This window comes from Botrimarina colliarenosi (assembly GCF_007859955.1).
Lineage (GTDB): Bacteria > Planctomycetota > Planctomycetia > Pirellulales > Lacipirellulaceae > Botrimarina > Botrimarina colliarenosi.
Genome location: NZ_SJPR01000001.1, coordinates 277005 through 298202 on the forward strand (window position 1 = coordinate 277005; position 21198 = coordinate 298202).

Consider the following 21198-nt stretch of genomic DNA (forward strand, 5'->3'; position numbering starts at 1 on the left):
GTCGGCTCTCCGCTGATCGCAATGCGCGCTCCTCGGTTGAGCCCGCGATTTACAACGTAGGCCTACCCGAGCGCATTGGCGCCAGGCTACTTCTTTTTCTGCTTTTTCAGCTGCTTGAGCCGTTTCTGACGCTCTTTGAGGGCCTGCGCCTTGTCCTTCGTCGAGAGCCGCTTGCCGGTCGATTGCTTCTTCTTGGAGAGCATCCCCGCCGGGTTGCCGGCCATCTCGGACTGGACCTGCTTCATCATCTTCATCCGGTCGCCCATCCCCTTGCCGGCCATGGCGGTCATGATCGGCGCGATCGTGTCGAACTGCTTCACGAGGTCGTTGACGGCCGACGGCTCGACGCCGGCGCCCGCGGCGATCCGCCGGCGGCGGCTCTGGTCGATCGTCTTCGGCTTGCGACGCTCGTTGAGGGTCATCGAGTGGATGATCCCCTGCAGGCGGCGGAGGTCGCCCTCGGCGTCGAGCTCGTCGAGGTCGCCCAGCATCGATCCCATGCCGGGGATCATGCCGAGCACCTTTTTCATCGGCCCGAGCCGCTTGATCTGCTGCATCTGCTTCAGGAAATCGTCGAGCGTGAACTCGCCCTTCGCGAGCTGCTCTTCCAGGCGTTTGGCCTCGTCCTGATCGAATTCCTGCTGCGCCTTCTCGACGAGCGACATCATGTCGCCCTGGCCGAGGATGCGGCCCGCCATCCGCTCGGGATGGAACGGTTCGAGGTTCTCCAGGTGCTCGCCGGTCCCCATGAACTTCAGCGGGACGCCGGTCACCTCTTTGACGCTGATCGCCGCGCCGCCGCGGGCGTCGCCGTCGAGCTTGGTCATGATGACGCCGTCGAGCTCGAGCGCCTCGTTGAACGCCTTGGCGCTGTTGACGGCGTCCTGGCCCGTCATGCCGTCGACCACCAGGTAGATCTGATCGGGGTGGCAGCGCTGATCGATCCGCTTCAGCTGGTCCATCAACTCGCTGTCGATGTGCAGCCGGCCGGCCGTGTCGAGGATCACGACATCCGCTTCGAGCTTCTTGGCCCGCTCAACCGCGTTGGCGGTGACCTTGACCGGGTCTTGCGTGGTGCGGTCACTAAAGACCGGGATATCGAGCTGCTCGCCCAAGACGTGCAGCTGGTCGATCGCCGCGGGGCGCTGGAGGTCGGCCGCCACGAGCAACGGCCGTCGGCCATTCGCCTTGAGCATCTTGCCGAGCTTGCCGCAGGTGGTGGTTTTACCCGACCCCTGGAGGCCGCACATCATCAGGACGGTGACGTCCCCCTTGCCCTTGAGGTGCAGGGAGTGGTCGACCGGGCCCATCAAGTTGACGAGTTCCTGGTAGACGATGCCGATCACCTGCTCGTTGGGCCGCAGCGACCCGAGGACCTTCTCGCCGAGGGCCTGCTCGCCGACCCGCTTCATGAAGGTGCGGACCACCTCGTAGCTGACGTCGGCCTCTAGCAGGGCCTTTTCGACGAGCTTGAGCCCGTCGCGCATGTTCCCCTCGGTCAGCTTCCCCTGGCCGCGGAGCGTCTTGAACGCGGCGCCGAGGTTCTCTTGAAGGGCATCGAACATCTTTGGCAGAACGGGTTTGTGGCGATTGGGGCGGTGGCGAGCGGACCCAATAGTCTACGGGGCTTCGACCCGGCCCGGCAATCGGCGGCGGTCCCGTCGCCGCTTTTGGCAATTTAGGCATTCAGATTGGGCTCTGAGGCGGCATTAACTGTTAGGAGCGGCCCAGCCCCGGACTTTTCAGGGCGGTGGTCGGGAGACCGACCCGCATTCGTGCCTCGCGCACGGTGGCTTATCACGCCCGGCCCGCCGCTTGGTTTATGGTAGACCGCCTCAGGCGACGCCCTGCCGGGCCGATTGACCCGCTCCTCGGAACACGTATCGCTTTCTCACCTCTACTGGCAGCATGTACAAGCAAGCTCTCTCGATAGCCATTTGTCTCTCGTCCGCAGCCGCTTCGCTGGCCGCTGAACCGATGACGACCACCTGGGGCGACAAGGTCACCGCCGACAACGTCTGGCAGGAGTATCCCCGCCCGCAGCTGGAACGGACGAACTGGACCAACCTCAACGGCGAGTGGTCCTACGCCGTGACGCCGAGCGAGTCGGTCGCCGAGCCCGAGAAGTGGGACGGCGAGATCCTTGTGCCGTTCTGCCTCGAGTCGCACCTCAGCGGGGTGAAGCGCGAGCTGCAGAGCGACGAAGCGCTGTGGTACCTCCGCACATTTGATGCGAAGAAGACCGAGGGCAAGCGCACGCTGCTGAACTTCGAGGCCGTCGATTACGCCTGCGAAGTATGGCTCAACGGCAAGTCGGTCGGCTCGCACCGCGGCGGCAACACGCCGTTCTGGTTCGATGTCACCGACGCGTTGACGTCGGGCGAGAACGAACTGGTCGTCCGCGTCGTCGACGCCACCGAGGACTGGCAGCTCCGCGGCAAGCAGGTCCGCAATCCCAACGGCATCTGGTACACGCGCGTCTCGGGCATCTGGCAGACCGTCTGGCTCGAAGAAGTCGACGCCGCCTGGATTGCCGACCTCGACATGACGACCGACGCCGACGAGGGAACGATCAAGATCAAGGCCGATGTCGAAGCGGACAGTGACTACAAGTTCGCCGTGCGCGTGTTGGAGGATGGCAAGGAAGTCGTCGCGAACTCGGCAAGCGGCGACGAAGTAACGCTGACCGTCCCTGACGCCAAACTTTGGTCGCCGAAGAATCCGCACCTTTACGAACTCGAACTGACGCTCACCACGCCGGATGGCAAGGTCGTCGATAAAGTGAAGTCGTATGCCGGCATCCGCTCGGTCGGCACGACGAAGGACAAGGACGGCAACCTGCTGCTCACGCTCAACGGCGAGCCGATCTTCCACTGGGGCCCGCTCGACCAAGGCTGGTGGCCGGACGGACTGCTGACGCCCCCCTCCGACGAGGCGATGCTCTCCGACGTGGAGTACCTCCGCGACGCGGGCTTCAACATGATCCGCAAGCACATCAAGGTCGAACCGCGTCGCTACTACTACCACTGCGACCGCCTCGGCATGATGCTCTGGCAGGACCAGGTGAGCGGCGGCCCGAACCCGAAGTGGACGCGCCTCGCGCCGAACCCCGAAGACGCCAACTGGCCCGACGCACGGCACGCGCAGTGGATGCTCGAGCTCGAGCGGATGATCGATGAACTCGACAGCCACCCCTCGATCGTCGTCTGGGTGCCATTCAACGAAGCGTGGGGCCAGCACCGCACCGTCGAGGTCGGCGAGTGGCTCGTGAAGCGTGACCCGTCGCGGATCGTGAATGTCGCCAGCGGCGGCAACTTCTGGCCCGCCGGCCACATCGTCGACCACCACGCCTACCCGCACCCCGACTTCCCGTTCGGCCGTGGTAAAGGTGGCCGATTCGATGGCTTCGTGAAAGTCGTCGGCGAGTTCGGCGGCCACGGCTTCCCCGTCGAGGGTCACCTCTGGCGCCCCGGCAGTCACAACTGGGGCTACGGCGGCTTGCCCAAAGACGAGGCCGAGTACCTCGACCGCTACCGCGAGTCACTCCGCAAGCTAGCCGAGCTGCGCGACAAGGGCATCGCGGCGGGCGTCTACACACAGACGACCGACGTCGAAGGCGAGATCAACGGCCTGCTGACGTACGACCGCCGCGTCACAAAGATCCCCGCGAAGGAACTGGCGGAAATCGCCGAGAAGTCGCTCTTCAGCAAAGAAAAAAAATGAGCCGTCGGCGCTAGCCGCGGGTAGCGTCACGAACGACTAATCCCCCTCCCCCTTGTGGGGAGGGGTTAGGGGAGGGGGTGAAGCGGGTACACGGGTTCCCTCCGGTCGCTGACGCTCCCGGCTCGCCTTGTTGTGCTACGCCGCCGCGCGCACGTCACTCAAGAGCAGCTCCAACCGCCGCTTGCTCTTCCCCCAATCGATCCACTGCCCCTCAATGAGGGTGGCGGCGTCGATCTGCGCGCCGCGCTCGTCACGACGCACCGTGACGGTCATTTTGCCGCCGAGGGCCCACACGTCCGAGGGCAGCGTCGCGGTGACGGTGCAACCGTCGTCGTGCTGCTCAACGCTCAGCACCTCCTGCCCGCGCCGCGCCAATGAGGACAGCACCCGCACGATCGCCTCGCCCACCGGCGCGGCGACCACGTCGCTGCGCTCCTTCCCGGTTTTCACGCCCCATGACGCGTAAAGCGGCTGCACGATGCCGGCCAGCTTCTCCATCGGCACGCCCGGCGTGAGGTTCTCAGCAAGCGAGAGAACCTGCTCCCCGCTAAGCCCCTTCTTCACCTGCTTCGCCGCCTGGCTAAGCCGCTGCTGCACTTCGGGGACGCTAGCAATCACCTCGTAGCGGATCTCGTCACGCCACTCGATCGTGAGAACGACATCGCTCACGTCGTCCGCCGCCGCGTTGAGCGAATGCCCACAGCCGGAGCAAAAATTGCCCTGCGCGCGGCGCCCGCATTGCGAGCAGAACTTTGCGCCGGTGGAGCTAGCGTCTTGGCGTTCCATGCCGAAACCTCGATCGATTGGGATATCTATCGAACGATATCGGCAATCACCGCGAGCCACGATCAGCCCTGCATGCCGGTTCGACGAAGGAGCCACCAAGGACACGACATGGCCGCCTTCACACAGCGACGCGGGACGGCTACATCCGCTCAACTACGCGGATGCCCAGCAGTTCCAGGCCCGTCTCCAACGTCCGCGCCACCAAGTCGCACAGCAGCAGCCGGCTCGCCTTGGTCGCCTCGTCGTCGGCCTTCAAAACGGGGCACTTCTCGAAGAACTCCGCGAACCGTGGCGCTACGTCGAACAGGCACCCCGTCAGGTAGTGAGGGCGATACTCGGCGGCGACGCACTGGAACGTCTCGCTGAATCGGAGCCTCCTTGTCGCAGACGCTACTCAGGGCGGATTCCTATCGGCGGTGCGTTACGCGACCCATCGCAAGCGCGGCGAGAAGCACCAGGAGCGTTCCACCTGTTGCTGGCTCAGGAACAGGTACGTAAAAACCGCCGCCGAAAGGTCCCCCGGCCACATCAACAGCCACACGGACGAAGGCGCCGGTTGTGGCGTCAAACTCGAGCAACTGCGACCGGCGAGCGGGGTTGGTGGGATCGAAGTCTGTGACGGGCACAAGCAGATGCCCCGAGTTGTCGAAGAAAGGAGCGACGCCGAGGGAGTCGCGGATCAGCGGATTCGAATGACCAGCGAACTCCAGCGGCGCGAAAGGGTTGAGGTCGATAAGTAGTTCAATGGCGCCAGATTGCCCGTAGTCGTAGACGGAAATCTGGTTGTTCTGCTCAAAGTAGATTCTGCCATCCGGGCCGAAGACAAACGCCCCGACATCGGTGAGCAGTTCTTCCGCCGTGTAGGTCGGCCCGGTAGGCGTTTCGGTGATCGTGAGCCGCTGGAGGGTATCGCCATTGCTATACAAAAACGCCCCATCCGGGGCGAAAGCGGATGAGCCCTCGCCATTTCCGCCCGGAGGAGGGGCCAATTCAAAGCCCATCAAGGAGGCGGGTCGAACGACTTGCGCTCCAAAATTGATAGAATAGCGGTCCTCTGGACGGATCGAAGCGAGTTGCTCCGCGGTTAGCAATCCAGGATTCGCTGGAGTGCCATCTACGCTGAAACGCACAGGGAAGACAACTTCGGTGTCAGAACTCACAGAAACCGAGGGACTGGCTTTTCCTGTAAGCGTCGCGGACATGAATTCGGCTTGTTTGAACGTCGCAATGGCGTACCCGTAACCATCGTCACCAAAGGCGAACGGCGAAAAAAATCCGGTGAATAGGTAACTTGTGCTCAGGTAGGCGGCGCTGCCGGCATCCCCAAAACCCGGGCCGGGGATAACAGATAGTTCGGCGAGGCCGGCGAGGCCAGCGACGGGCTCTTGCGGCGAACGTAAGTAGGGATACGGCCCTCCCACTGGTTGCAGCCCCTTCAAGCCAATTTCTAGGCCCGTCTCCAGATCAAATCGATAGACATCACGTGCAGCGAACTGTTGAGTCGTAACATAAACGGCGCCATCGGGACCGAGGATCGGTGCAAACACGTTGTCGATTGGGACCAGACCAACGATACCAAAGAAGTTCGGCAAAAGTGCCGTCCCTTCGGGATTAACGTATCGCGCGTCATACCCGCCGTAGCGATGAACCAAGTCGCCCTCATCGTTGTAGCGAGCGACATTGTAGTTGTTTTCGCGGAGGACATAATCGGCGACCGCCTGCTGCGTTGAAATCGCCAGCAGAATCGACAGCGGTAGAAGCTTGTTCATGGCGCGGGTTCCGGGAAAAGTGCTGCTCCAGAGAACATCTCCTGGAGGGTACCCCGGCGTGCGGAGTGCCGCAAGCAAGTTCTGCCGATCACGAAGGCTACATCCGCTCAACCACGCGGATGCCCAGCAGTTCCAGACCCGTCTCCAACGTCCGCGCCACCAAGTCGCACAGCAGCAGCCGGCTCGCCTTGGTCGCCTCGTCGTCGGCTTTCAGGACGGGGCACTTCTCGAAGAACTCCGCGAACCGCTGAGCCACGTCGAACAGGTACCCCGTCAAGTAGTGAGGGCGGTACTCGGCGGCGACGCGCTCGAGCGCTTCGCTGAACCGCAGAAGTTCGAGTCCGAGCGCGCGCTCGGCGGGTTCGCAAAGCCGAAGCTCCGCGTCGGAAGACCGGAGACTCGCGGCGCTCACGCCCCCCTTCCCAAAAATGCTCTTCACCCGCGCGACGCTGTATTGCATGTACGCGGCTGTGTTGCCGGTCATCGCCAGCATCTTGTCGTAGCTGAAGACGTAGTCGCTGGTGCGGTTGTGGGCCAGGTCGGCGTACTTGATCGCGCCGATGCCGATCCGCTCGGCAACCTCGTCCCGTTCGGCGTCGGTCTCGAGGACGCTGCTCTTCTCGGCGATCGCCCGGGCGCGGTCGACCGCCTCGTCCAAGAGGCCCATCAGGCCGACGGCCGAACCGCTGCGTGTCTTGTAAGGCTTGCCGTCTTCGCCAAGGACCGTGCCGAACGACACGTGCGTCAGCTCTTGGTCGTATCCCCACAGCTTGGCGGTGGCGAACAGCTGCTCGAAATGGAGCGACTGACGGTGATCGACGACGTAGAGCACCGCGTCGGGCGCCCACTCCTTCGCGCGGTACTCGATCGTCGCCAGGTCGGTCGTTGCGTAGAGGAACGCGCCGTCCTTCTTCTGCACCAAGAACGGGGCGTCGAAGCCGTCGATAAAGACACACTGGGCGCCGTCGGATTCGCGCGCGAGGCCCTTCGCTTGGAGGTCCTTGACGACCGGCGCCAACCGATCGTGGTAAAAACTCTCGCCGAGCGTGTAATCGAACGCTACGCCGAGGCGGTCGTACGTGAGCTGCAACTCGTCGAGGCACGCCGGCAAGAACCGCTTCCAAAGGCCGAGGTTCTCGGCGTCGCCTTCGTGCAGTTTGGCGGTCTCGGCCAGCGCCGCGGCGCCGATCTCCGGGTGCTTGCTGCTCATCTCCGCCAGGAGCGAGTCGTCCTCGAAGGCGGCGACCTTTGCCTCGGCGGACTCGATCTCTTTCCGGAGCTCGACAACGGCGCCTTCCGCTTGACGGAGCTTCTTGGCGACCGCCTTGTCGGCTTTTGCATCGCCAGTCGACGGCTCCGCCTTGAGGTCTTCCACCCGCTCTTCGGCGGCGGCGAGCTTCTCTTTCAGCGCGGGCAGCTTGTCGGCGACGGTCGCTTGGTGGTCGCCGATCTGGTTCACGAGTTTGTAGAGCCGGCCCAGCTCAGCAACGGGCGCCGTTTCCAGGGCGACCTCATCACGAAAATTCTTGTAGCCGTAGATGATCATCCCGAACTGGGTGCCCCAGTCGCCGATGTGGTTGTCGGTGATCACCTGATGGCCCAACAGCCGGAGCACGTTGGCCAGGGTGTCGCCAATGACGGTCGAGCGGATATGCCCGACGTGCATCGGCTTGGCGACGTTGGGGCTCGAGTAATCGACGACGTACTTACGAGGCGTCGCCACCAGCTCGACGCCGAGGCGCTCGTCCGCCAGGGCCGCTGTCAGTTGCTCGGTCAGCCACGCGTCGCGGAGCCGCAGATTGATGAAGCCCGGGCCGGCGACCTCGGGCGGGTCGCACATCGCGTCGAAGCCGTCCTGAGCCGCCAGCCGCTCGACTAGTTGGTCGGCGACGTCGCGCGGCTTCTTGCCGAGCTTCTTGCCGAGCGGCATCGCGCAGTTGGCCTGGTAGTCGCCAAACTTGGCGTCTTGGCTCGGCAGGACCATCTCCGCGAGCTGAGCGGGGTCGTCGGCGAGCCCTTCGAGGGCGGACTTAAAGCGGCGGCGGAGTTCGGCGAGGGCGTTCATGCCAAGAGGATGGCCGGGGCGCTGTTGGGCCGCAAGGCTCACGCCAAGGCCGCTAAGCCGCTACGGAAGAAAATCTATGTAGGAGGCGTCTCTGACGCCGATTTCGCGCACCATGCCGGATTCGGCCAAGGCGCCGAAATCGGCGTCGGAGACGCCTCCCACAAAATCGCGTCTTGGCGTGAAGCGAGCGACCGGCTCGGCGGCTCTGCGCGAGTTAGTTTAAGAGGCCTCGCCGGACGTATCCCACGGCAACGGCACCTTCACCGCGTCGGTCCAGAGATCCTCGATGGCGTAAAACGCCCGGGTCTCTTCGTCGAACAGATGCACCACGATCGAACCGTAGTCGAGCAGAATCCAGCGGCTCTCGGCGTAGCCTTCGATCCCCATGCGGCTCTCGCCGAGGTCGTCCTCGAGGCGATGGTCGATCTCCTCGCTGATGGCGTGGAGTTGCCGCCGGTTGTTGCCCGTCGCCAGCACGAAGTAGTCGAAGACGGGGGTCAATTCCCGCAGGTCGAGAATCGTGATGTTCTCGCCACGGTTGTCGGCGGCCACTTGGGCGGCGGCGAGCGCAAGCTCCAAGCCGGTCGCTTCGCCCCGGCGGGGGGCGGCGGTTTCCGTGGCGGTTTCGATCTTGTCGGCGATCGCAGGCTCCAAAGCGCTAGCGGGCATGGTGAGCTGACTCCTCGGCTCGGTACTGTGATTGTAATCGACACGCCCGCGGGGGGCGACGCCTTGGCGGGCCCGTCGGGGGCGGTTTCCTGAAGGCTACGATCGGCCGGTTGGGGGCTCTCGTCGACGCCAGCCGGGCCGCTAGCTGCCCGTTCGGGGCAAATTTCCTACACTCTTCACTCTGGCTGCCGACCGTTCTTCACGGACCCGATCGCCGGGGGTGAGCCGACTCTTTTCTCCGAAAAAACGACCCCAACCCCACCAAGGCGCCACGATGCCTAGCGACAGCGACTCGACACGGACCAAGGAGGGCGCCCAAACGCCCTGGATCGAGGAGGGCGCCAAAGCGCCCGCCTTCAGCCTGACAACCGACGACGGATCGAAGGTTCGCCTTTCGGACCTGAAAGGCCGGCCGGTCGTCCTGTATTTCTACCCGAAAGACGACACGCCCGGGTGCACAAAAGAGGCCTGCGCCTTCCGCGACGCCCAGCCGAAGCTCGCCCAGAGCGACGCGGTGGTGTTCGGCGTCAGCCCCGACGACGCGGCGAGCCACGCCAAGTTCCGCGACAAGCACGCCCTGAATTTCCCGCTACTAGTCGACGCCGACCACAAAATCGCAGAGAAGTACGGCGCTTGGCGCGAAAAGAACCTGTACGGAAAGAAGTCGATGGGCATCCAACGCAGCACCTTCCTAATCAACGCCGAGGGCAAAGTGGCGAAGGTCTGGAAACGCGTCAGCGTCGATGGCCACGACGAGCAAGTGCTGGCGGCGCTGGCCGAACTGTCGGCCTAGGGCAGCGGCGAGTCGAAAATCACAAGGTGAAGCTGACTGAATCCCGTCACGACCAGGACCTCCACCCCAGGGTGGGGGTCCTCGCTTTTTTCGGTAATTACCCCTCTCAAATGCACTAGCGGGGCGCCCTGAAGACGAACTAATCTCTGGTCACTTCTCGATACGCTGCTCGTCTGAATCTCATTCAATGTCATCGCGGCCGACAGGCGGAACGGTCGCCGCGGCGATCCCGGTGGATTAGGCCACTGTAGGGGGCGTCGCCAACTCTTCGGAGACCCGCGATGGATTGCGACCGCGTGTTTGTCGCGCTCACATCGGGCCCCTTCCCGACGGGACGCGCCGATGATTCTCTCGTCGAACGCCACTTGATGACCTGTGTCGCCTGCCGGCAGTTCGCCGCCGCGCTACAGCCCTGCACGGCTCGACAGACCCACGAGTCGCTCCCCGTGGCGGAGCGTCAGGCGTTGCCTTGCTACCACGGCGCGCGACAGCCGGTCGCCAAGCAGCCCGTCGCCTCGATGGCGGCGGTGCTCCAGGGCCCCGCCGCTGTCGGGCCCCGCCCTGCTTGGCCACTCGGCGTAAGCAGTGGCTGGCGAAACGAGCTCACCGTGTCGATGCACGGCCCCCAGATCGCCGCCTTTGGCCTCGCCCAGCGGCATCGGCCGCGGCGGCGTAGCATGACCGCGCCGGTGGTGTTTTTCCTCGCGCTGCTCTGCCTCGGATGCTGGGTGTTTGGGCTCATCCGCATCTGACGCACCTGGTGACTGCGGGCGTCCCCAGTCCGATAGTAAGGGCGCGGGCGGGCGAAAAAACCCGGACTCTTCGGGTGCGGCGTCGGCGCCAGGGCCGGAGCTGACGTAGTTTTTAGATGGCGGTGGCGAGACTCGTCACCACCCGTCCGATGGGAGCGGTCCGCGCTGGACGCCTCCCGGGACGCTGTTCTCTGGTTGCCGATCCGCCCGCCGCCCTGTGTCGCAGCGGGCCCGGCGTCTCATCCGCTTGCTCGGTCCTCAGCGAGGTTAACCGTATGAGTTCCTGCGCGCCGCTCACTCAATCCGTGTCGAAGACGACGACGCTCCAGCCCGTGCTGGAGCGTCTCGGCGGCGGCCGGCATGAACGCCGCGGCATCGATCGCAGGGAGTTTAGCTTTCGTCTGCTGTTGACGCCCCTCGACACGCCCCGTGACGGTGGTGTCGAGGGGCGGGACGCGGGCGGTTCTTCGTCGATCTACGTGACCGGACGCAACCTCTCGCTGCGGGGCGTCGGCATTGAGCATGCGACGCCGATCACCCACCGGCGCGTCCGTTTGCAGGCGGCGGACTCACGGCTCGACGAACTGGGACTCGGCGACCTCGAGTTCGACGTCACGCTGCGGTGGTGCCGCTTCGTCAGCCCCGAGTCCTATGAGAGCGGCGGGCAGGTGACCAGTCCGCTACCGCAACAGCTGCTCGCCGCATCGAAAGCGTAGTGCGGCGGCCTCGCTCACAACGACTTCCAACCCAAGGCGACCCAACCATCATGGATTTCGATACCGGTCATCGAAAGGAACTGCACCGGCCCTTCACGTGACGTTAGATCGATCGGATCGATCTTGATTGTCTGCGGGATGCGGTCGGGTGGGTTGTTGAGCGCGTCGGCGAGGTTGTTCCGCAGACCGACCTCGGTGCTGGTGAGGCGTCCCCCCGAAGCGGGATCGAACCGCGTCGGCAGCACCTCGACGTCCCCTTGCCGGACGAGATGCCAGACGCCGTCGATCTGCTGCGGCTCGTAGGTGGCGATGAGGTCCCAGTTGTCGTAAGTCTTGTCCTCGACGCGGATCTGCTCCGCGTGGAGCAGGGCCTTCACCCGCCCCTCGTTGAGCTCGACCGAGATCGGGCGGTCATCGCGGAACTTCAGCGACCACGGCTGGAACCGCTCGCCCGGCTTAAGGGGCTCGGCCTTCAGCTTCAGCCACGGCGGGGCGACGATGTTGATCTTGGTCGGCTCGTCGACCGACTCACGGCGGAGCGTCGCGCCGCCGAGGTAGGCGTCGAGCAGGTTATTGACCGCCGTTTGGTGCAGCCGTGCGCTGAGGGGCGCCACGACGCCTTCCGGAGGGGCGTCCCATGCCGCCAGTTCGCCGCCATTGGCCATCACCGCGTTGACGGCCAGGTACTCGGAAGTCGTGCGATAAGCCAAATTCCGGGGCGTGGCTCGGCGCTGACGCAGCGGCCGGGTCACCCGCTCGTCGTAACGGCGACGGGCGTCGATGATCTGGCTGTCGAGTTGCTCGTTGAGACGATCCTCGACCCGGTCTTCGGCGCGATCCGAAGCGATCGCGTCGGCCTGTCCCTTCTTCTCGGCGACCCGCTGGCGGGCGACCCGCTCGATAAGACGGCTGCCGAGTCCGCCCCCCATCTTCGAAACGCTCTGCGTCTTCGTGCGGGTCGTCGCGGTCGCCTGGGCCGGCATCAAACGGAACGACTCGTCGGAGAGGTCGACGATCTTGGTGGCGGAGAAAGTTGTGTCCCCGAGGCTGCGTATCTGCACCGGTCCGTTGACGCCGGTGGTGTTCGAGCGGGTTGACCCGCTCAGCCGGAAGGCGAGCCGCGCCTGACCGAGCGACGGAATCGGTGACACCGTGAGCGTCGCGTTCGTCGCGCCCGTGCCGCGGATGCTGGTGCCGAGGATGCAGTCGGTGAGCGGGCCACAGTCATTGATGGGCCGGCCGACCAATTCGTTGAGCAGCGGCGCCTGGACCTCGACGAAGGCGTTCGTCATGCCGAAATCACGGCGGACCCGCTCGAGCAGCGGCCCGCCACGCCCCGCCGATTCAAGGCCAGCCAGCAACGCGAGGCGCCGTTCCGCCTCGTGGTTAGCGCGGACGTTGACGAGCCCCGCACGGTCGCCAAGCCGCTCGGCGAGGCCGTCGACCATCGCGTCGAAAGACTTCTCCTGGCGGTCGGCCGGCGCCGGCGCGAATGACGCGACAACAATGTAGTCCTCCAACGCCTGCGCCACGCTTTGCAGCTGGGGCTTCTCCAGCCCGTCCGCGCCGGAGCCGAGGCGGCGGAGCGTCTCGCGGGCGGCGGCTAGGTCGGGTTCTGCATCGGGGGCGAGCTGCTTCTGTACGCCTTCCCAGGCGAGGAAGTCGAGCCAGCGAGCGCCGAATTGGGTCGAGGGGTTCAACAGCCGTTCGACGGCGACCACCCGCTCCGCGAGCCGAGAGCGCGCCGCGTCGAGGTCTTCCGAGCTGAGCGGCTCGAAAGCCTCCTTCGCCGCCTCAGCGGCCTCGGGGAGGTCGTCCGCCAGCGACATGGCGGGGAGGGCGCACCCCGCGGCGAGGGCGAGAAGTACGAGAGCGAATCGATTGAACAAAGACATCACTGAAGCCTGGGGACCGGCGCGAGGGATGCGCCCGACAGGGGCATCCGGTTAGGCACTTTAGGCCGTCCGGGGGCTCCGCGTCTACCAACCTTGCCGTGCTAGCACGCTTCTAGGGCGCGCGATTAGAGGCGGTCGCGCAGTCCGCGGAAGTACTCCTCAGCGTGCTCCCGCCGCGACTTTGGCAGGCGTTCGCTCGTCAGCGGGTCGGCCGGTTGAGCGGCGGCGGCGTCGAGCGGCGTCTTGATCGACTCGGCGACCTCCCCCTTGATACTGGGGCCCTTCACGAGACCGCCAAACGTGCTGGCGCCCCGGCCGACTTCCTGCTTGACCTGGGAGTCGCGGAAAGACACGTCGTTCTTTTCGTCGGGCCGGAAGCCCTTGCCGCGCCCCTCCCCCATACCGTCGCCCGGGGGGCCGTCTTGGTTCTTGCCCTGGCCTTGGCCGGGCATTCCTCCCGCCATCTGACCCGGCTCCATGCCCATCGCCTGCTTGGCGTCCATGATGTCGGTCATGGCGGCGTCGAGCATCTTCATCTCTTGGGCTTCCTTGGCCATCTCGCCCATCTGCTGCGCCATCTGCTGCATGGCGTCGGCGGCCGCCTTGGCGTCTCCCTTGTCGAGGGCCTGCTGCGCCTGCTTCATCTGCTGGGCCATCTGCTGCAGCTTCTGCATCTGCGGCGCCTGCTGGGCGAGTTGGTCGATCTTCTGTTGCAACTTGCCGGCCTGGTTGAGGTCGCCCTTGCGCTGCGCCTCGGCGAGTTGGCGTTCGAGCTCTTGCTTCTGCTGCTGTTGCTGCTGGGCCGCCTCGGCGAGCTTCTGCTGCATCTTGCCGAGTTGGGCGGCGAGCTGCTCCTGCTTCTCGGGCGAGACTTTCCCTTGGGCGATCTCCTCGCGGATCTTCGCCACCTCCTCCATGGCCCGCTTCCAGTCGCCCTGCTTCATCGCCTCGGCCGCCTTCTCGGCCGGGCCCTTGCCGAGGTCCTTCATCCGGTTGAGCTGGTTGCGGAGCTCCTCGCTGCCGCCGAGCTTCTGCTTGCGCTCGGCGAGCTGCTGCGAGAGGTCGTTGAGTTTGACGGCCGCTTTGGTGGGGTCCTTCGCTTGCTTCTTGGCGAGGTCGGCGGTCCCTTCCTCGACCTTCTTGAGTAGCGCCGAGGCGTCGGTGAGGCCGTCCTTCTCCGCCTGCTGGCGACGCTTCTCGAGTTGCTTACGAGCCGTCTCGGCGGCCTTCTTCGCTTGCTCGGCGGCGACCTGTTCGGTGGGGGGCTTCTCGGGGGTCGCCTCGGCGATGCGATTGCCGACGAAGGTCGCCACCAACAGCGCCACGAGGGCCGGCGCCAACGGCCGCCACACCCCCCGGTCGATCCCCACGGCGAAGCGCTCGGCGACCTCGACCTTACCGATCGCCCGCACCGCATCGCGTGCCAGCGCCGTCCCGGCCGGGGTGGCTAGTTCGTCTTCCGAGAGCGTCAGGCTGCTGGCGACCCGTTCGCGGAGCTCGTACCGACGGTCGATCTCGACGGCCGCGTCGAGGCGGCTTTTTGGACGCAGGACCGTCCACAGGGAAGCCCAGGTCAATCCAACAATTGCGGCGCCACCAAGCCACAGGACGGCCCACCGGGCCGGCAGACCGGGCACAGGGAACAGTTTCGGAACGATAATCGCCACGAGAGCGACGCAGAACGCGGCGGTCAGGCAGAGAGCCAACCGCCCGCCCCACTGCCGTAGCACAAGCCGCCGGCGGGCGGCGTCGACGCGTTGTTGGATCTCGTCCACGAGCGGGGTCTCCTGAGGCCACCCGATTATAGGCGACAACAAGCCGGCATGGGAAACTGCCCTTGGGCGTGCTCCGCCGATGCTCGAAACCGACGAAAACGGCTCCTCCGACACCTCCAGCGGGTTCTCGTTCCGTGGCGGCCCGCCGGTCATGCTTGGCGGCTCAGCCACCGCGTTGCATGAATCGCCGCCAATCCGATGGCTTAAGCCGCACGGAAAGACGCTCTTCAGCGGGGGCTGCGGCGAACGGCATGGCGTTCGCACCACTCCTGGTCGTTCCCTGACATTTCAGCGCGCCGCCGTCTCGAGGCTTCCCCTCCGGCGTCCGCTGGACAACAAGACCCATCGCCCGAACGAAGGAGTAAGAACAATGTCCAAGCCCTACCAAGGCGACACCTTCAAGTGCGAATCGTGTGGCATGGAAATCGAGGTCAAAGCGCCCTGCAACTGCGACTCGGGCGACCCGATCTTCGCCTGCTGCGGCACCTCAATGAAAAAGCAGACCGCAGCGGCCTCGGCTTGAGCCCTGGCCACCGCGTTCAAACAAAGATCGCTTCCTAAGAAAGCAACCGACAATCAAGACCAAGGGAAATATATGAGCAACAAACAAAAAAGCGAATGCACCGATGAACTTAAGGGCAAGCGAGTCGCGATTCTCGCGACCGACGGCTTTGAACAGGTTGAGTTGACACGCCCGCGAGACGCGATCACCGAGGCGGGCGGCGACGTGCAAATCGTCTCGCTCGACATGGGTGAGATCCAGGGCATGCATCACGACCAACTCGGCGACAAGGTGACGGTCGACGCCATCGTGGCCAGCGCTAATCCGCACGACTACGACGCGTTGGTCCTCCCGGGTGGCGTCCAGAACCCCGATACGCTGCGGAAGAGCGCCGACGCCGTCGAGTTCGTGCGCGCCTTCTTTGAGCAGCACAAGCCGGTCGCCGCGATCTGTCACGGCCCTTGGATGCTCGTCGAGGCGGGCGTCGTTCAGGGGCGTCGCGTCACGTCGTACGCCAGTCTCAAGACCGACCTCATCAACGCCGGCGCTAACTGGGTCGACGAGGAGTGTGTCTGCGACGAAGGTCTCGTCACCAGCCGCACGCCAGAAGACCTAACGGCCTTCTGCGAGAAGATGGTCGAGGAGATCGCCGAAGGGAAGCACGCGGCGCAGGTCGCATAGTCACCCTCTGCGTTGCTTCTATCGACGCGCAGTTTGTCCGTACGAAACGAAGGAAGCGGGCGGGAGCCGGACTCCCGCCCGCTTCTCTTTTAATGCGCCGCGCGATGTCGCAACGGGCCCGTTCAGTGGCCGGCTTGCGAGGGACTTGAATGGTGGATAAAAGCCATCCGCCCGAAATGCACGTGGCCGGCCGAAGCGACCGAACCCGCCAGAGCAACGACCGCCACCGCCAACATCAGAATCCGCCGCGTCATGATGATTCTCCTGTCGTCTATGCAAACCTACGATTTCGCGTCGGCCTTCGGCGGAACCCAACCGTCCCGCGTTGTTAGCGAAGCCGACCTCTCATCCGAACTCTACGATCAGCACGCCACGGACGGGTCGGCGAATCGAGTGCGTTGCTTCTTTGTAACGTAGCGCCGCGGGCAACCTTGCGGAGCTTTAGCCTTACGCGGCTGTAAGGTTGAGGCCGAAACGTTACGTCGCCAGTTCGTCGGCCTGAGGCGTTGAATCGCGGTGCTGTCCCTGGCGCCCCGTTCTGACGTAAGCTGTTGAATGCTTGGCGTCCTCCCTCCCGAGACCCCTGCCGTGGCCGTCGCAGCCCTTCCAATCAGCCCCACCGGACCGCTCAGCGAGTCGCAGCACCGCGAAGTCGCGGTCGCCCACGACCGATCGCGGAAGATCCGTCGGGCGGCGGGCGTCGCCGCGTTCAACGGCTGGTCGATCGGCGTGCTCGCGGCGCTGTCGGCGCCGTTCGCCCTCTTCAGCCTGCCGGCGCTCGTGCTGGCGGGAGGGATGGGGCTCGTCGCTTGGAACGAGTTCCGCGGCCGCCGTCGCCTGCTGGCGTTCGACGAGTCGGCGCCCGCCTTCCTCGGTTGGAACCAGCTCGGCTTCCTCGCCCTGATCATCGTCTACTGCGTTTGGCAGCTCGTCACGAGCCTGTCGGGCGACAGCCCCTTCGCCGCCGAGCTCGCCGCTAAGCCCCAGCTGCGCGAGGTGTTCGGCTCGGGCGACGGCATCGATAGTCTCTACCGTGTCATCGTCATGGCGTTCTACGGCGTCGTGATCGCACTCAGCGTGGTGTTCCAAGGGGGCAACGCGGTCTACTACTTCACCCGCCGCAAGCACGTCATCGCCTATCGGCAGAGCACGCCGACTTGGGTCCGCGAAGTCCAGAGCGCGACCGCGGGGGCGTAGCTGGCGAACGGACCCTGCCGAACAAACGAACGCCGACCAAATAGACAAAGCCGCCGGTTTTTCACCGGCGGCTTTGTCGTTAGTGAAAGTCGAACTCTAGAGATCAGCAGCCAACCGTACGGCGACGAATGCCAGCGGCCAGGCAACCCGCCGCGACGAGCATCGCGCTGGTCGGTTCGGGGACGGCTTGGAAGTCGAACGTCGTCGACACGCCGCCGGGGACCGAGATGCTGACGTTGTCGAAGTAGCCGACTTGGCCCTGGTTGTAGGTGCCCACGCCCATCGCGAGGCTCACCACGCGGGCGTCGGCAAAGTCGGCGTCGGCCGTCGTGAAGGCGGTCACCCACTCGCCGAGCGAACGGATCGGCGGGCCGCCGGCGCCGTTGGGGAGCTCGAAGCCGCCCGTCCAGAACCAACCGCCCGACGCGTCGTTACCCGCGCCGGTCGTCGCATCGATGCTGACCGACTGCCACGCGTCGGCGGGGGAAGCCTGCGAACCGCCGCCAACTTGGTTCCAGGTCGGCTCGTAGACGAGCTGGCCGTAGTTGTCGCCCGTGCCGGTCGTCGAGAAGATGCCGATCTTCAGCGACGGGGCGGCGAACACGTTGCCGCCGGCGACCGTTTCTTTGTAGTAGTTGTAGCCAAAGATGGCGGAGCTGAGGACCGTCGTCGCGTCACCGAAGTCGGCGTACGTCGCGACCTCAGCCTTATCGCCGTTGTCCATGCCGGTGGTCAGCAGCGCGGCGCCGGTGGGGAGGGGCTGGTTCGACTCAAGGTCGCCACCCATGCCGACGAGCGACTCAATCGAAGCGGCGCCGCCGGCGCGAATGTCCGCGGCGTACCAGGCGCCGGCGGTCGGGACGGCGGGGATCGTGGTCTCGAAGGAATTGACTTCGACCACGGCCGCCGAGGCGGCGGAAGAAAGAAAGACGCAACCAAGCGCGGCCGCCAAGCCGAGGAGAAAACGCGAACGGGAGAGACTCATGAGACGCAACTCGAAGGAGAAGTGAGACGACAACCGGCCAGAAGGGTCGCCACCACGGCGCCGGCCCGGTTGTCCCAAGCAACCCTCTCCACGCTAATCGGCGCGGCCACGGCGACAACGATTTCGAGGGTCTCACCGCCATTCAACGCGACGGCTGGCAACGGTTGTCACGGTCGCACCGAATGCGCCGGCGCCGGTGATTCAGAGGAGCGAACGCCCGTGCGCCATCGTTCGTCACCGCCCCGGCATCAAAGCCCCGGAGGGGCGCAGCGCGTAGCCAGGGGCGCGAGCCCCTGGAACCGATCGCCCGCAAAGACGAAAAGCCCCGGAGGGGCGACAGCGGCATGGCGTGCCGAGTTACTGTCGCCCCTCCGGGGCTTTGTCGATGTTGCCGAGTCCCAGGGGCTGGCGCCCCTGGCTACGCGCTGCCGCCCCTACCGGGGCTGAGCTTCCGTGGAGTGGCCGGGGGCAAGCTTAGTTCATTCAGCAAAGCCCTCGGCGCCCAGCAAATCTTGCCCCGGGCAGCGCACCCGCAGCACATGCACCGTCTCGCCACGCACCACAAAGATAACGCGGTACGGGCGACCCAACTTCGTTTTGAAGATTGCTTGACGAATCGCTTCGTCAAACAATGTGTGCTCGGGAGCGTGACCGGCGGTCTCGGGATGCGTCCGCAGCCGTTCGAAGCAGCCGTCGAGGGCTTTTCGCCAAGCCTTGGCGCCCGCTGGCGATCGCTCAGAGAGATAGGCGATCGTCCCGCGAATGTCTGCCTGCGCGGGTTCGGTGACAGTGACCACGTAGGTCGTTCCGCATCGAGTCCAAACTCGGCGTCGATCTCGCGCAGAAAGTCATCGACCGGCCGCGTGTCGCCGCGATCGAGTGCGTCGAGTCCTTCCTGGATGGCGGCCGCTTCGCGCAGGCATTCCCGCCACAGCGCCAACGCCAGTTCGGGCGACATGGTCTTCCCGCTGGCGATCTTGGCGCCGACGAAGTCGTGAAAGCTCTCTAGTGAATCGGCGAACCCGGCGCTCATCGCAATTCTCTCCAGGCGACGTAAGACCTCAGCTAAAGACTACCACCAGAGCCTAAACGACACAAAAAAAGGCCGCCGGCTTTCGCCGGCGGCCTTCTCTTTTATTACTGACACCTGACGCCTGATCCCTGATCACTCAGGGCCGCAGGCCCCGGCTCAATACATGTCGTCCATACCAGGCGCCGCGGCGCCGCCCTTGCCCTTCTTCGGGGCCTCGGCGATCAACGCGTCGGACGTGAGCATCAGCGTCGCGACGCTCGCCGCGTTCTGTAGCGCGGTGCGGGTCACCTTCACCGGGTCGATGACGCCGGTCTTCACCAGGTCCTCGTACTTGTCGGTGGCGGCGTTGTAGCCCTCGCCACCCTTCATGTCGGCGACCTTCTCGCAGACCACCCCGCCGTCCTTGCCGGCGTTGGTGGCGATCGCCTTCAGCGGGGCCTGCGCCGCGCGGACGACGATCTGGTAGCCGATCTCTTGGTCGTGCGACAGGCCTTGCGGCTTGACCTTGGCCGCACAGCGAACCAAGGCGACGCCGCCGCCGGGGAGGATGCCCTCTTCGACGGCCGCCCGCGTGGCGTGCAGCGCGTCTTCGACACGGGCCTTCTTCTCCTTCATCTCGCTCTCGGTCGCGGCGCCGACGTTGACCTTCGCCACGCCGCCTGACAGCTTCGCGAGCCGCTCTTCGAGCTTCTCACGGTCGTAATCGCTGGTGCAGTTGTCGATCTCGCGGCGGATCTGGTCGATGCGGCCCTTGATGTCGCTCGACTTGCCGGCGCCCTCGATGATCGTCGTGTTGTCCTTCGAGATGATGACCTTCTTGGCGCGGCCCAGTTCGGCCAGACCGACGGTGTCGAGCTTGATGCCGAGGTCCTCGAAGATCGCCTGGCCGCCGGTGAGGATCGCGATGTCCTCGAGCATGGCCTTGCGGCGGTCGCCGAAGCCGGGGGCCTTCACCGCGGCGACATTGAACGTGCCACGGAGCTTGTTGATGACGAGCGTCGCGAGAGCCTCGCCCTCGATGTCCTCGGCGACGATCAAGAGCGGCTTGCCGCTGTTGACGACCGCTTCGAGGACCGGGACCAGGTCCTTGATGCTGCTGATCTTCTTCTCGTGCACCAGGATGTAGCAGTCCTCGAGGACGCACTCCATCAGCTGCTGGTCGGAGACGAAGTAGGGCGACAGGTAGCCGCGGTCGAACTGCATGCCCTCGACCCACTCGACCTCGGTGGCGAGCGACTTGCCTTCATCGACGGTGATGACGCCGTCCTTGCCGACCTTCTCCATCGCCTTACTGAGCATCTCGCCGATCTCGGTGTCGCCGTTGCTGGCGACGGTGCCGACCTGCGCCATCTCTTGGGTCGACTTCACCTTGATCGAGAGCTTCTTGAGCTCGGCGGTGATGTCCTCGACCGCCTTCTCGATGCCCTGCTTCATCTGCACCGGGTTGACGCCGGCGACGACGGCCTTGAGGCCCTCGATGAAGATCGCTTCGGCCAGGACCGTGGCGGTGGTGGTGCCGTCGCCCGCGATGTCGGAGGTCTTAGCGGCGACCTCCTTGACCATCTGGGCGCCCATGTTCTCGTAGGTGTCCTCGAGCTCGATTTCCTTAGCGACCGAGACGCCGTCCTTGGTCACCGTCGGCGAGCCGAACGACTTCTGGAGGATGACGTTACGCCCCTTGGGGCCGAGCGTGACCTTGACCGCGCGGGCCAGCTTTTGGACGCCACGACGCATCGCGTCGCGGGCTTCTTGATCGAAGGCGATCATTTTCGCCATGGGAGAACTCCGGTGTAGGTTGGGTGTTTTTCTTGATTCCCTCCCCCTTGTGGGGAGGGGCCCTTGCGGGGAGGGGCTAGG

At 65.0% G+C, this 21198-nt stretch carries 18 protein-coding genes and 1 pseudogene; 7 read left to right on the top strand and 12 right to left on the bottom strand.

The features are described 5' to 3' along the window. Window positions 1–86: 86 nt before the first annotated feature. On the bottom strand, window positions 87–1565 hold the full coding sequence (gene ffh / locus Pla108_RS01110; RefSeq protein WP_146441686.1) for a signal recognition particle protein: 1479 nt from the start codon (window positions 1563–1565) through the stop codon (window positions 87–89). A 412-nt stretch (window positions 1566–1977) separates the two neighbouring features. Here ffh and Pla108_RS01115 point away from each other — a divergent pair, with 412 nt between their 5' ends. Further along, window positions 1978–3723, top strand: a complete 1746-nt coding sequence (locus Pla108_RS01115; protein WP_315851597.1) for a glycoside hydrolase family 2 protein — start codon at window positions 1978–1980, stop codon at window positions 3721–3723. Between the two features lie 135 nt (window positions 3724–3858). Here the strand turns inward: Pla108_RS01115 and Pla108_RS01120 are convergent, their stop codons facing one another. From Pla108_RS01120 to rsfS, 5 genes and pseudogenes are all read right to left on the bottom strand, one after another. Further along, entirely contained in the window at window positions 3859–4509 is a 651-nt protein-coding gene (locus Pla108_RS01120) for a zinc ribbon domain-containing protein (RefSeq protein WP_146441693.1), read from the bottom strand. A 139-nt stretch (window positions 4510–4648) separates the two neighbouring features. Further along, a pseudogene (locus tag Pla108_RS01125) lies at window positions 4649–4870 on the bottom strand (DALR anticodon-binding domain-containing protein); the annotation flags it as partial. Between the two features lie 46 nt (window positions 4871–4916). Next, entirely contained in the window at window positions 4917–6278 is a 1362-nt protein-coding gene (locus Pla108_RS01130; protein WP_146441696.1) for a hypothetical protein, read from the bottom strand. Window positions 6279–6375: 97 nt separating this feature from the next. Next, entirely contained in the window at window positions 6376–8343 is a 1968-nt protein-coding gene (gene argS / locus Pla108_RS01135; RefSeq protein ID WP_146441700.1) for an arginine--tRNA ligase, read from the bottom strand. Between the two features lie 219 nt (window positions 8344–8562). Continuing rightward, window positions 8563–9012: a ribosome silencing factor gene (gene rsfS / locus Pla108_RS01140; RefSeq protein WP_146441703.1), complete on the bottom strand. Its 450-nt coding sequence runs from the start codon at window positions 9010–9012 to the stop codon at window positions 8563–8565. Between the two features lie 274 nt (window positions 9013–9286). On the opposite strand from rsfS, the gene bcp reads away from it, so the two are divergent. From bcp to Pla108_RS01155, 3 genes are all read left to right on the top strand, one after another. Continuing rightward, a complete protein-coding gene (gene bcp / locus Pla108_RS01145) occupies window positions 9287–9805 on the top strand; it encodes a thioredoxin-dependent thiol peroxidase (protein WP_146441708.1) in 519 nt (172 codons plus the stop codon). Between the two features lie 281 nt (window positions 9806–10086). Further along, the gene (locus Pla108_RS01150) at window positions 10087–10557 is read left to right on the top strand and encodes a hypothetical protein (protein ID WP_146441712.1); all 471 of its coding nucleotides are present in this window, start codon (window positions 10087–10089) and stop codon (window positions 10555–10557) included. A 275-nt stretch (window positions 10558–10832) separates the two neighbouring features. After that, window positions 10833–11273 carry a hypothetical protein gene (locus tag Pla108_RS01155; RefSeq protein ID WP_146441715.1) on the top strand — a complete coding sequence of 147 codons (441 nt, stop codon included), beginning with the start codon at window positions 10833–10835 and terminating at the stop codon, window positions 11271–11273. 14 nt (window positions 11274–11287) lie between these two features. Here the strand turns inward: Pla108_RS01155 and Pla108_RS01160 are convergent, their stop codons facing one another. Continuing rightward, entirely contained in the window at window positions 11288–13168 is a 1881-nt protein-coding gene (locus Pla108_RS01160; protein WP_146441718.1) for a hypothetical protein, read from the bottom strand. Window positions 13169–13293: 125 nt separating this feature from the next. Beyond that, a complete protein-coding gene (locus Pla108_RS01165) occupies window positions 13294–14943 on the bottom strand; it encodes a hypothetical protein (RefSeq protein ID WP_146441721.1) in 1650 nt (549 codons plus the stop codon). 370 nt (window positions 14944–15313) lie between these two features. Here Pla108_RS01165 and Pla108_RS20725 point away from each other — a divergent pair, with 370 nt between their 5' ends. After that, window positions 15314–15466, top strand: coding sequence for a hypothetical protein (locus Pla108_RS20725; RefSeq protein ID WP_197526127.1), 153 nt, complete (start codon window positions 15314–15316; stop codon window positions 15464–15466). 72 nt (window positions 15467–15538) lie between these two features. Then, window positions 15539–16126: a type 1 glutamine amidotransferase domain-containing protein gene (locus Pla108_RS01170; RefSeq protein ID WP_146441724.1), complete on the top strand. Its 588-nt coding sequence runs from the start codon at window positions 15539–15541 to the stop codon at window positions 16124–16126. Window positions 16127–16248: 122 nt separating this feature from the next. On the opposite strand, the gene Pla108_RS21425 is transcribed toward Pla108_RS01170, so the two are convergent. Beyond that, window positions 16249–16380, bottom strand: coding sequence for a hypothetical protein (locus tag Pla108_RS21425; RefSeq protein WP_261342503.1), 132 nt, complete (start codon window positions 16378–16380; stop codon window positions 16249–16251). 334 nt (window positions 16381–16714) lie between these two features. Here Pla108_RS21425 and Pla108_RS01175 point away from each other — a divergent pair, with 334 nt between their 5' ends. Continuing rightward, entirely contained in the window at window positions 16715–17323 is a 609-nt protein-coding gene (locus Pla108_RS01175; protein WP_146441727.1) for a hypothetical protein, read from the top strand. A 103-nt stretch (window positions 17324–17426) separates the two neighbouring features. On the opposite strand, the gene Pla108_RS01180 is transcribed toward Pla108_RS01175, so the two are convergent. The 3 genes from Pla108_RS01180 to groL all read right to left on the bottom strand — a co-directional run bounded on the left by Pla108_RS01180 (window position 17427) and on the right by groL (window position 21117). Next, window positions 17427–18308 (bottom strand): PEP-CTERM sorting domain-containing protein, encoded by an 882-nt coding sequence (locus tag Pla108_RS01180; RefSeq protein WP_146441730.1) that lies wholly within the window; start codon window positions 18306–18308, stop codon window positions 17427–17429. 479 nt (window positions 18309–18787) lie between these two features. Then, the gene (locus tag Pla108_RS01185; RefSeq protein WP_146441733.1) at window positions 18788–19105 is read right to left on the bottom strand and encodes a type II toxin-antitoxin system RelE/ParE family toxin; all 318 of its coding nucleotides are present in this window, start codon (window positions 19103–19105) and stop codon (window positions 18788–18790) included. Between the two features lie 392 nt (window positions 19106–19497). Further along, window positions 19498–21117, bottom strand: a complete 1620-nt coding sequence (groL, locus tag Pla108_RS01190; protein ID WP_146441735.1) for a chaperonin GroEL — start codon at window positions 21115–21117, stop codon at window positions 19498–19500. Between the last annotated feature and the right edge of the window lie 81 nt (window positions 21118–21198).

Bases quoted from the DNA above. Each gene is read 5' to 3' on its own strand.
- Pla108_RS01115 (WP_315851597.1), top strand. From the start codon at position 1,978: ATGACGACCACCTGGGGCGACAAGGTCACCGCCGACAACGTCTGGCAG.
- Pla108_RS20725 (WP_197526127.1), top strand. From the start codon at position 15,314: ATGTCCAAGCCCTACCAAGGCGACACCTTCAAGTGCGAATCGTGTGGC.
- groL (WP_146441735.1), bottom strand. From the start codon at position 21,117: ATGGCGAAAATGATCGCCTTCGATCAAGAAGCCCGCGACGCGATGCGT.
- ffh (WP_146441686.1), bottom strand. From the start codon at position 1,565: ATGTTCGATGCCCTTCAAGAGAACCTCGGCGCCGCGTTCAAGACGCTC.
- Pla108_RS01130 (WP_146441696.1), bottom strand. From the start codon at position 6,278: ATGAACAAGCTTCTACCGCTGTCGATTCTGCTGGCGATTTCAACGCAG.
- Pla108_RS01180 (WP_146441730.1), bottom strand. From the start codon at position 18,308: ATGAGTCTCTCCCGTTCGCGTTTTCTCCTCGGCTTGGCGGCCGCGCTT.
- rsfS (WP_146441703.1), bottom strand. From the start codon at position 9,012: ATGCCCGCTAGCGCTTTGGAGCCTGCGATCGCCGACAAGATCGAAACC.
- bcp (WP_146441708.1), top strand. From the start codon at position 9,287: ATGCCTAGCGACAGCGACTCGACACGGACCAAGGAGGGCGCCCAAACG.
- Pla108_RS21425 (WP_261342503.1), bottom strand. From the start codon at position 16,380: ATGACGCGGCGGATTCTGATGTTGGCGGTGGCGGTCGTTGCTCTGGCG.
- Pla108_RS01120 (WP_146441693.1), bottom strand. From the start codon at position 4,509: ATGGAACGCCAAGACGCTAGCTCCACCGGCGCAAAGTTCTGCTCGCAA.
- Pla108_RS01155 (WP_146441715.1), top strand. From the start codon at position 10,833: ATGAGTTCCTGCGCGCCGCTCACTCAATCCGTGTCGAAGACGACGACG.
- Pla108_RS01160 (WP_146441718.1), bottom strand. From the start codon at position 13,168: ATGTCTTTGTTCAATCGATTCGCTCTCGTACTTCTCGCCCTCGCCGCG.
- Pla108_RS01170 (WP_146441724.1), top strand. From the start codon at position 15,539: ATGAGCAACAAACAAAAAAGCGAATGCACCGATGAACTTAAGGGCAAG.
- Pla108_RS01150 (WP_146441712.1), top strand. From the start codon at position 10,087: ATGGATTGCGACCGCGTGTTTGTCGCGCTCACATCGGGCCCCTTCCCG.
- argS (WP_146441700.1), bottom strand. From the start codon at position 8,343: ATGAACGCCCTCGCCGAACTCCGCCGCCGCTTTAAGTCCGCCCTCGAA.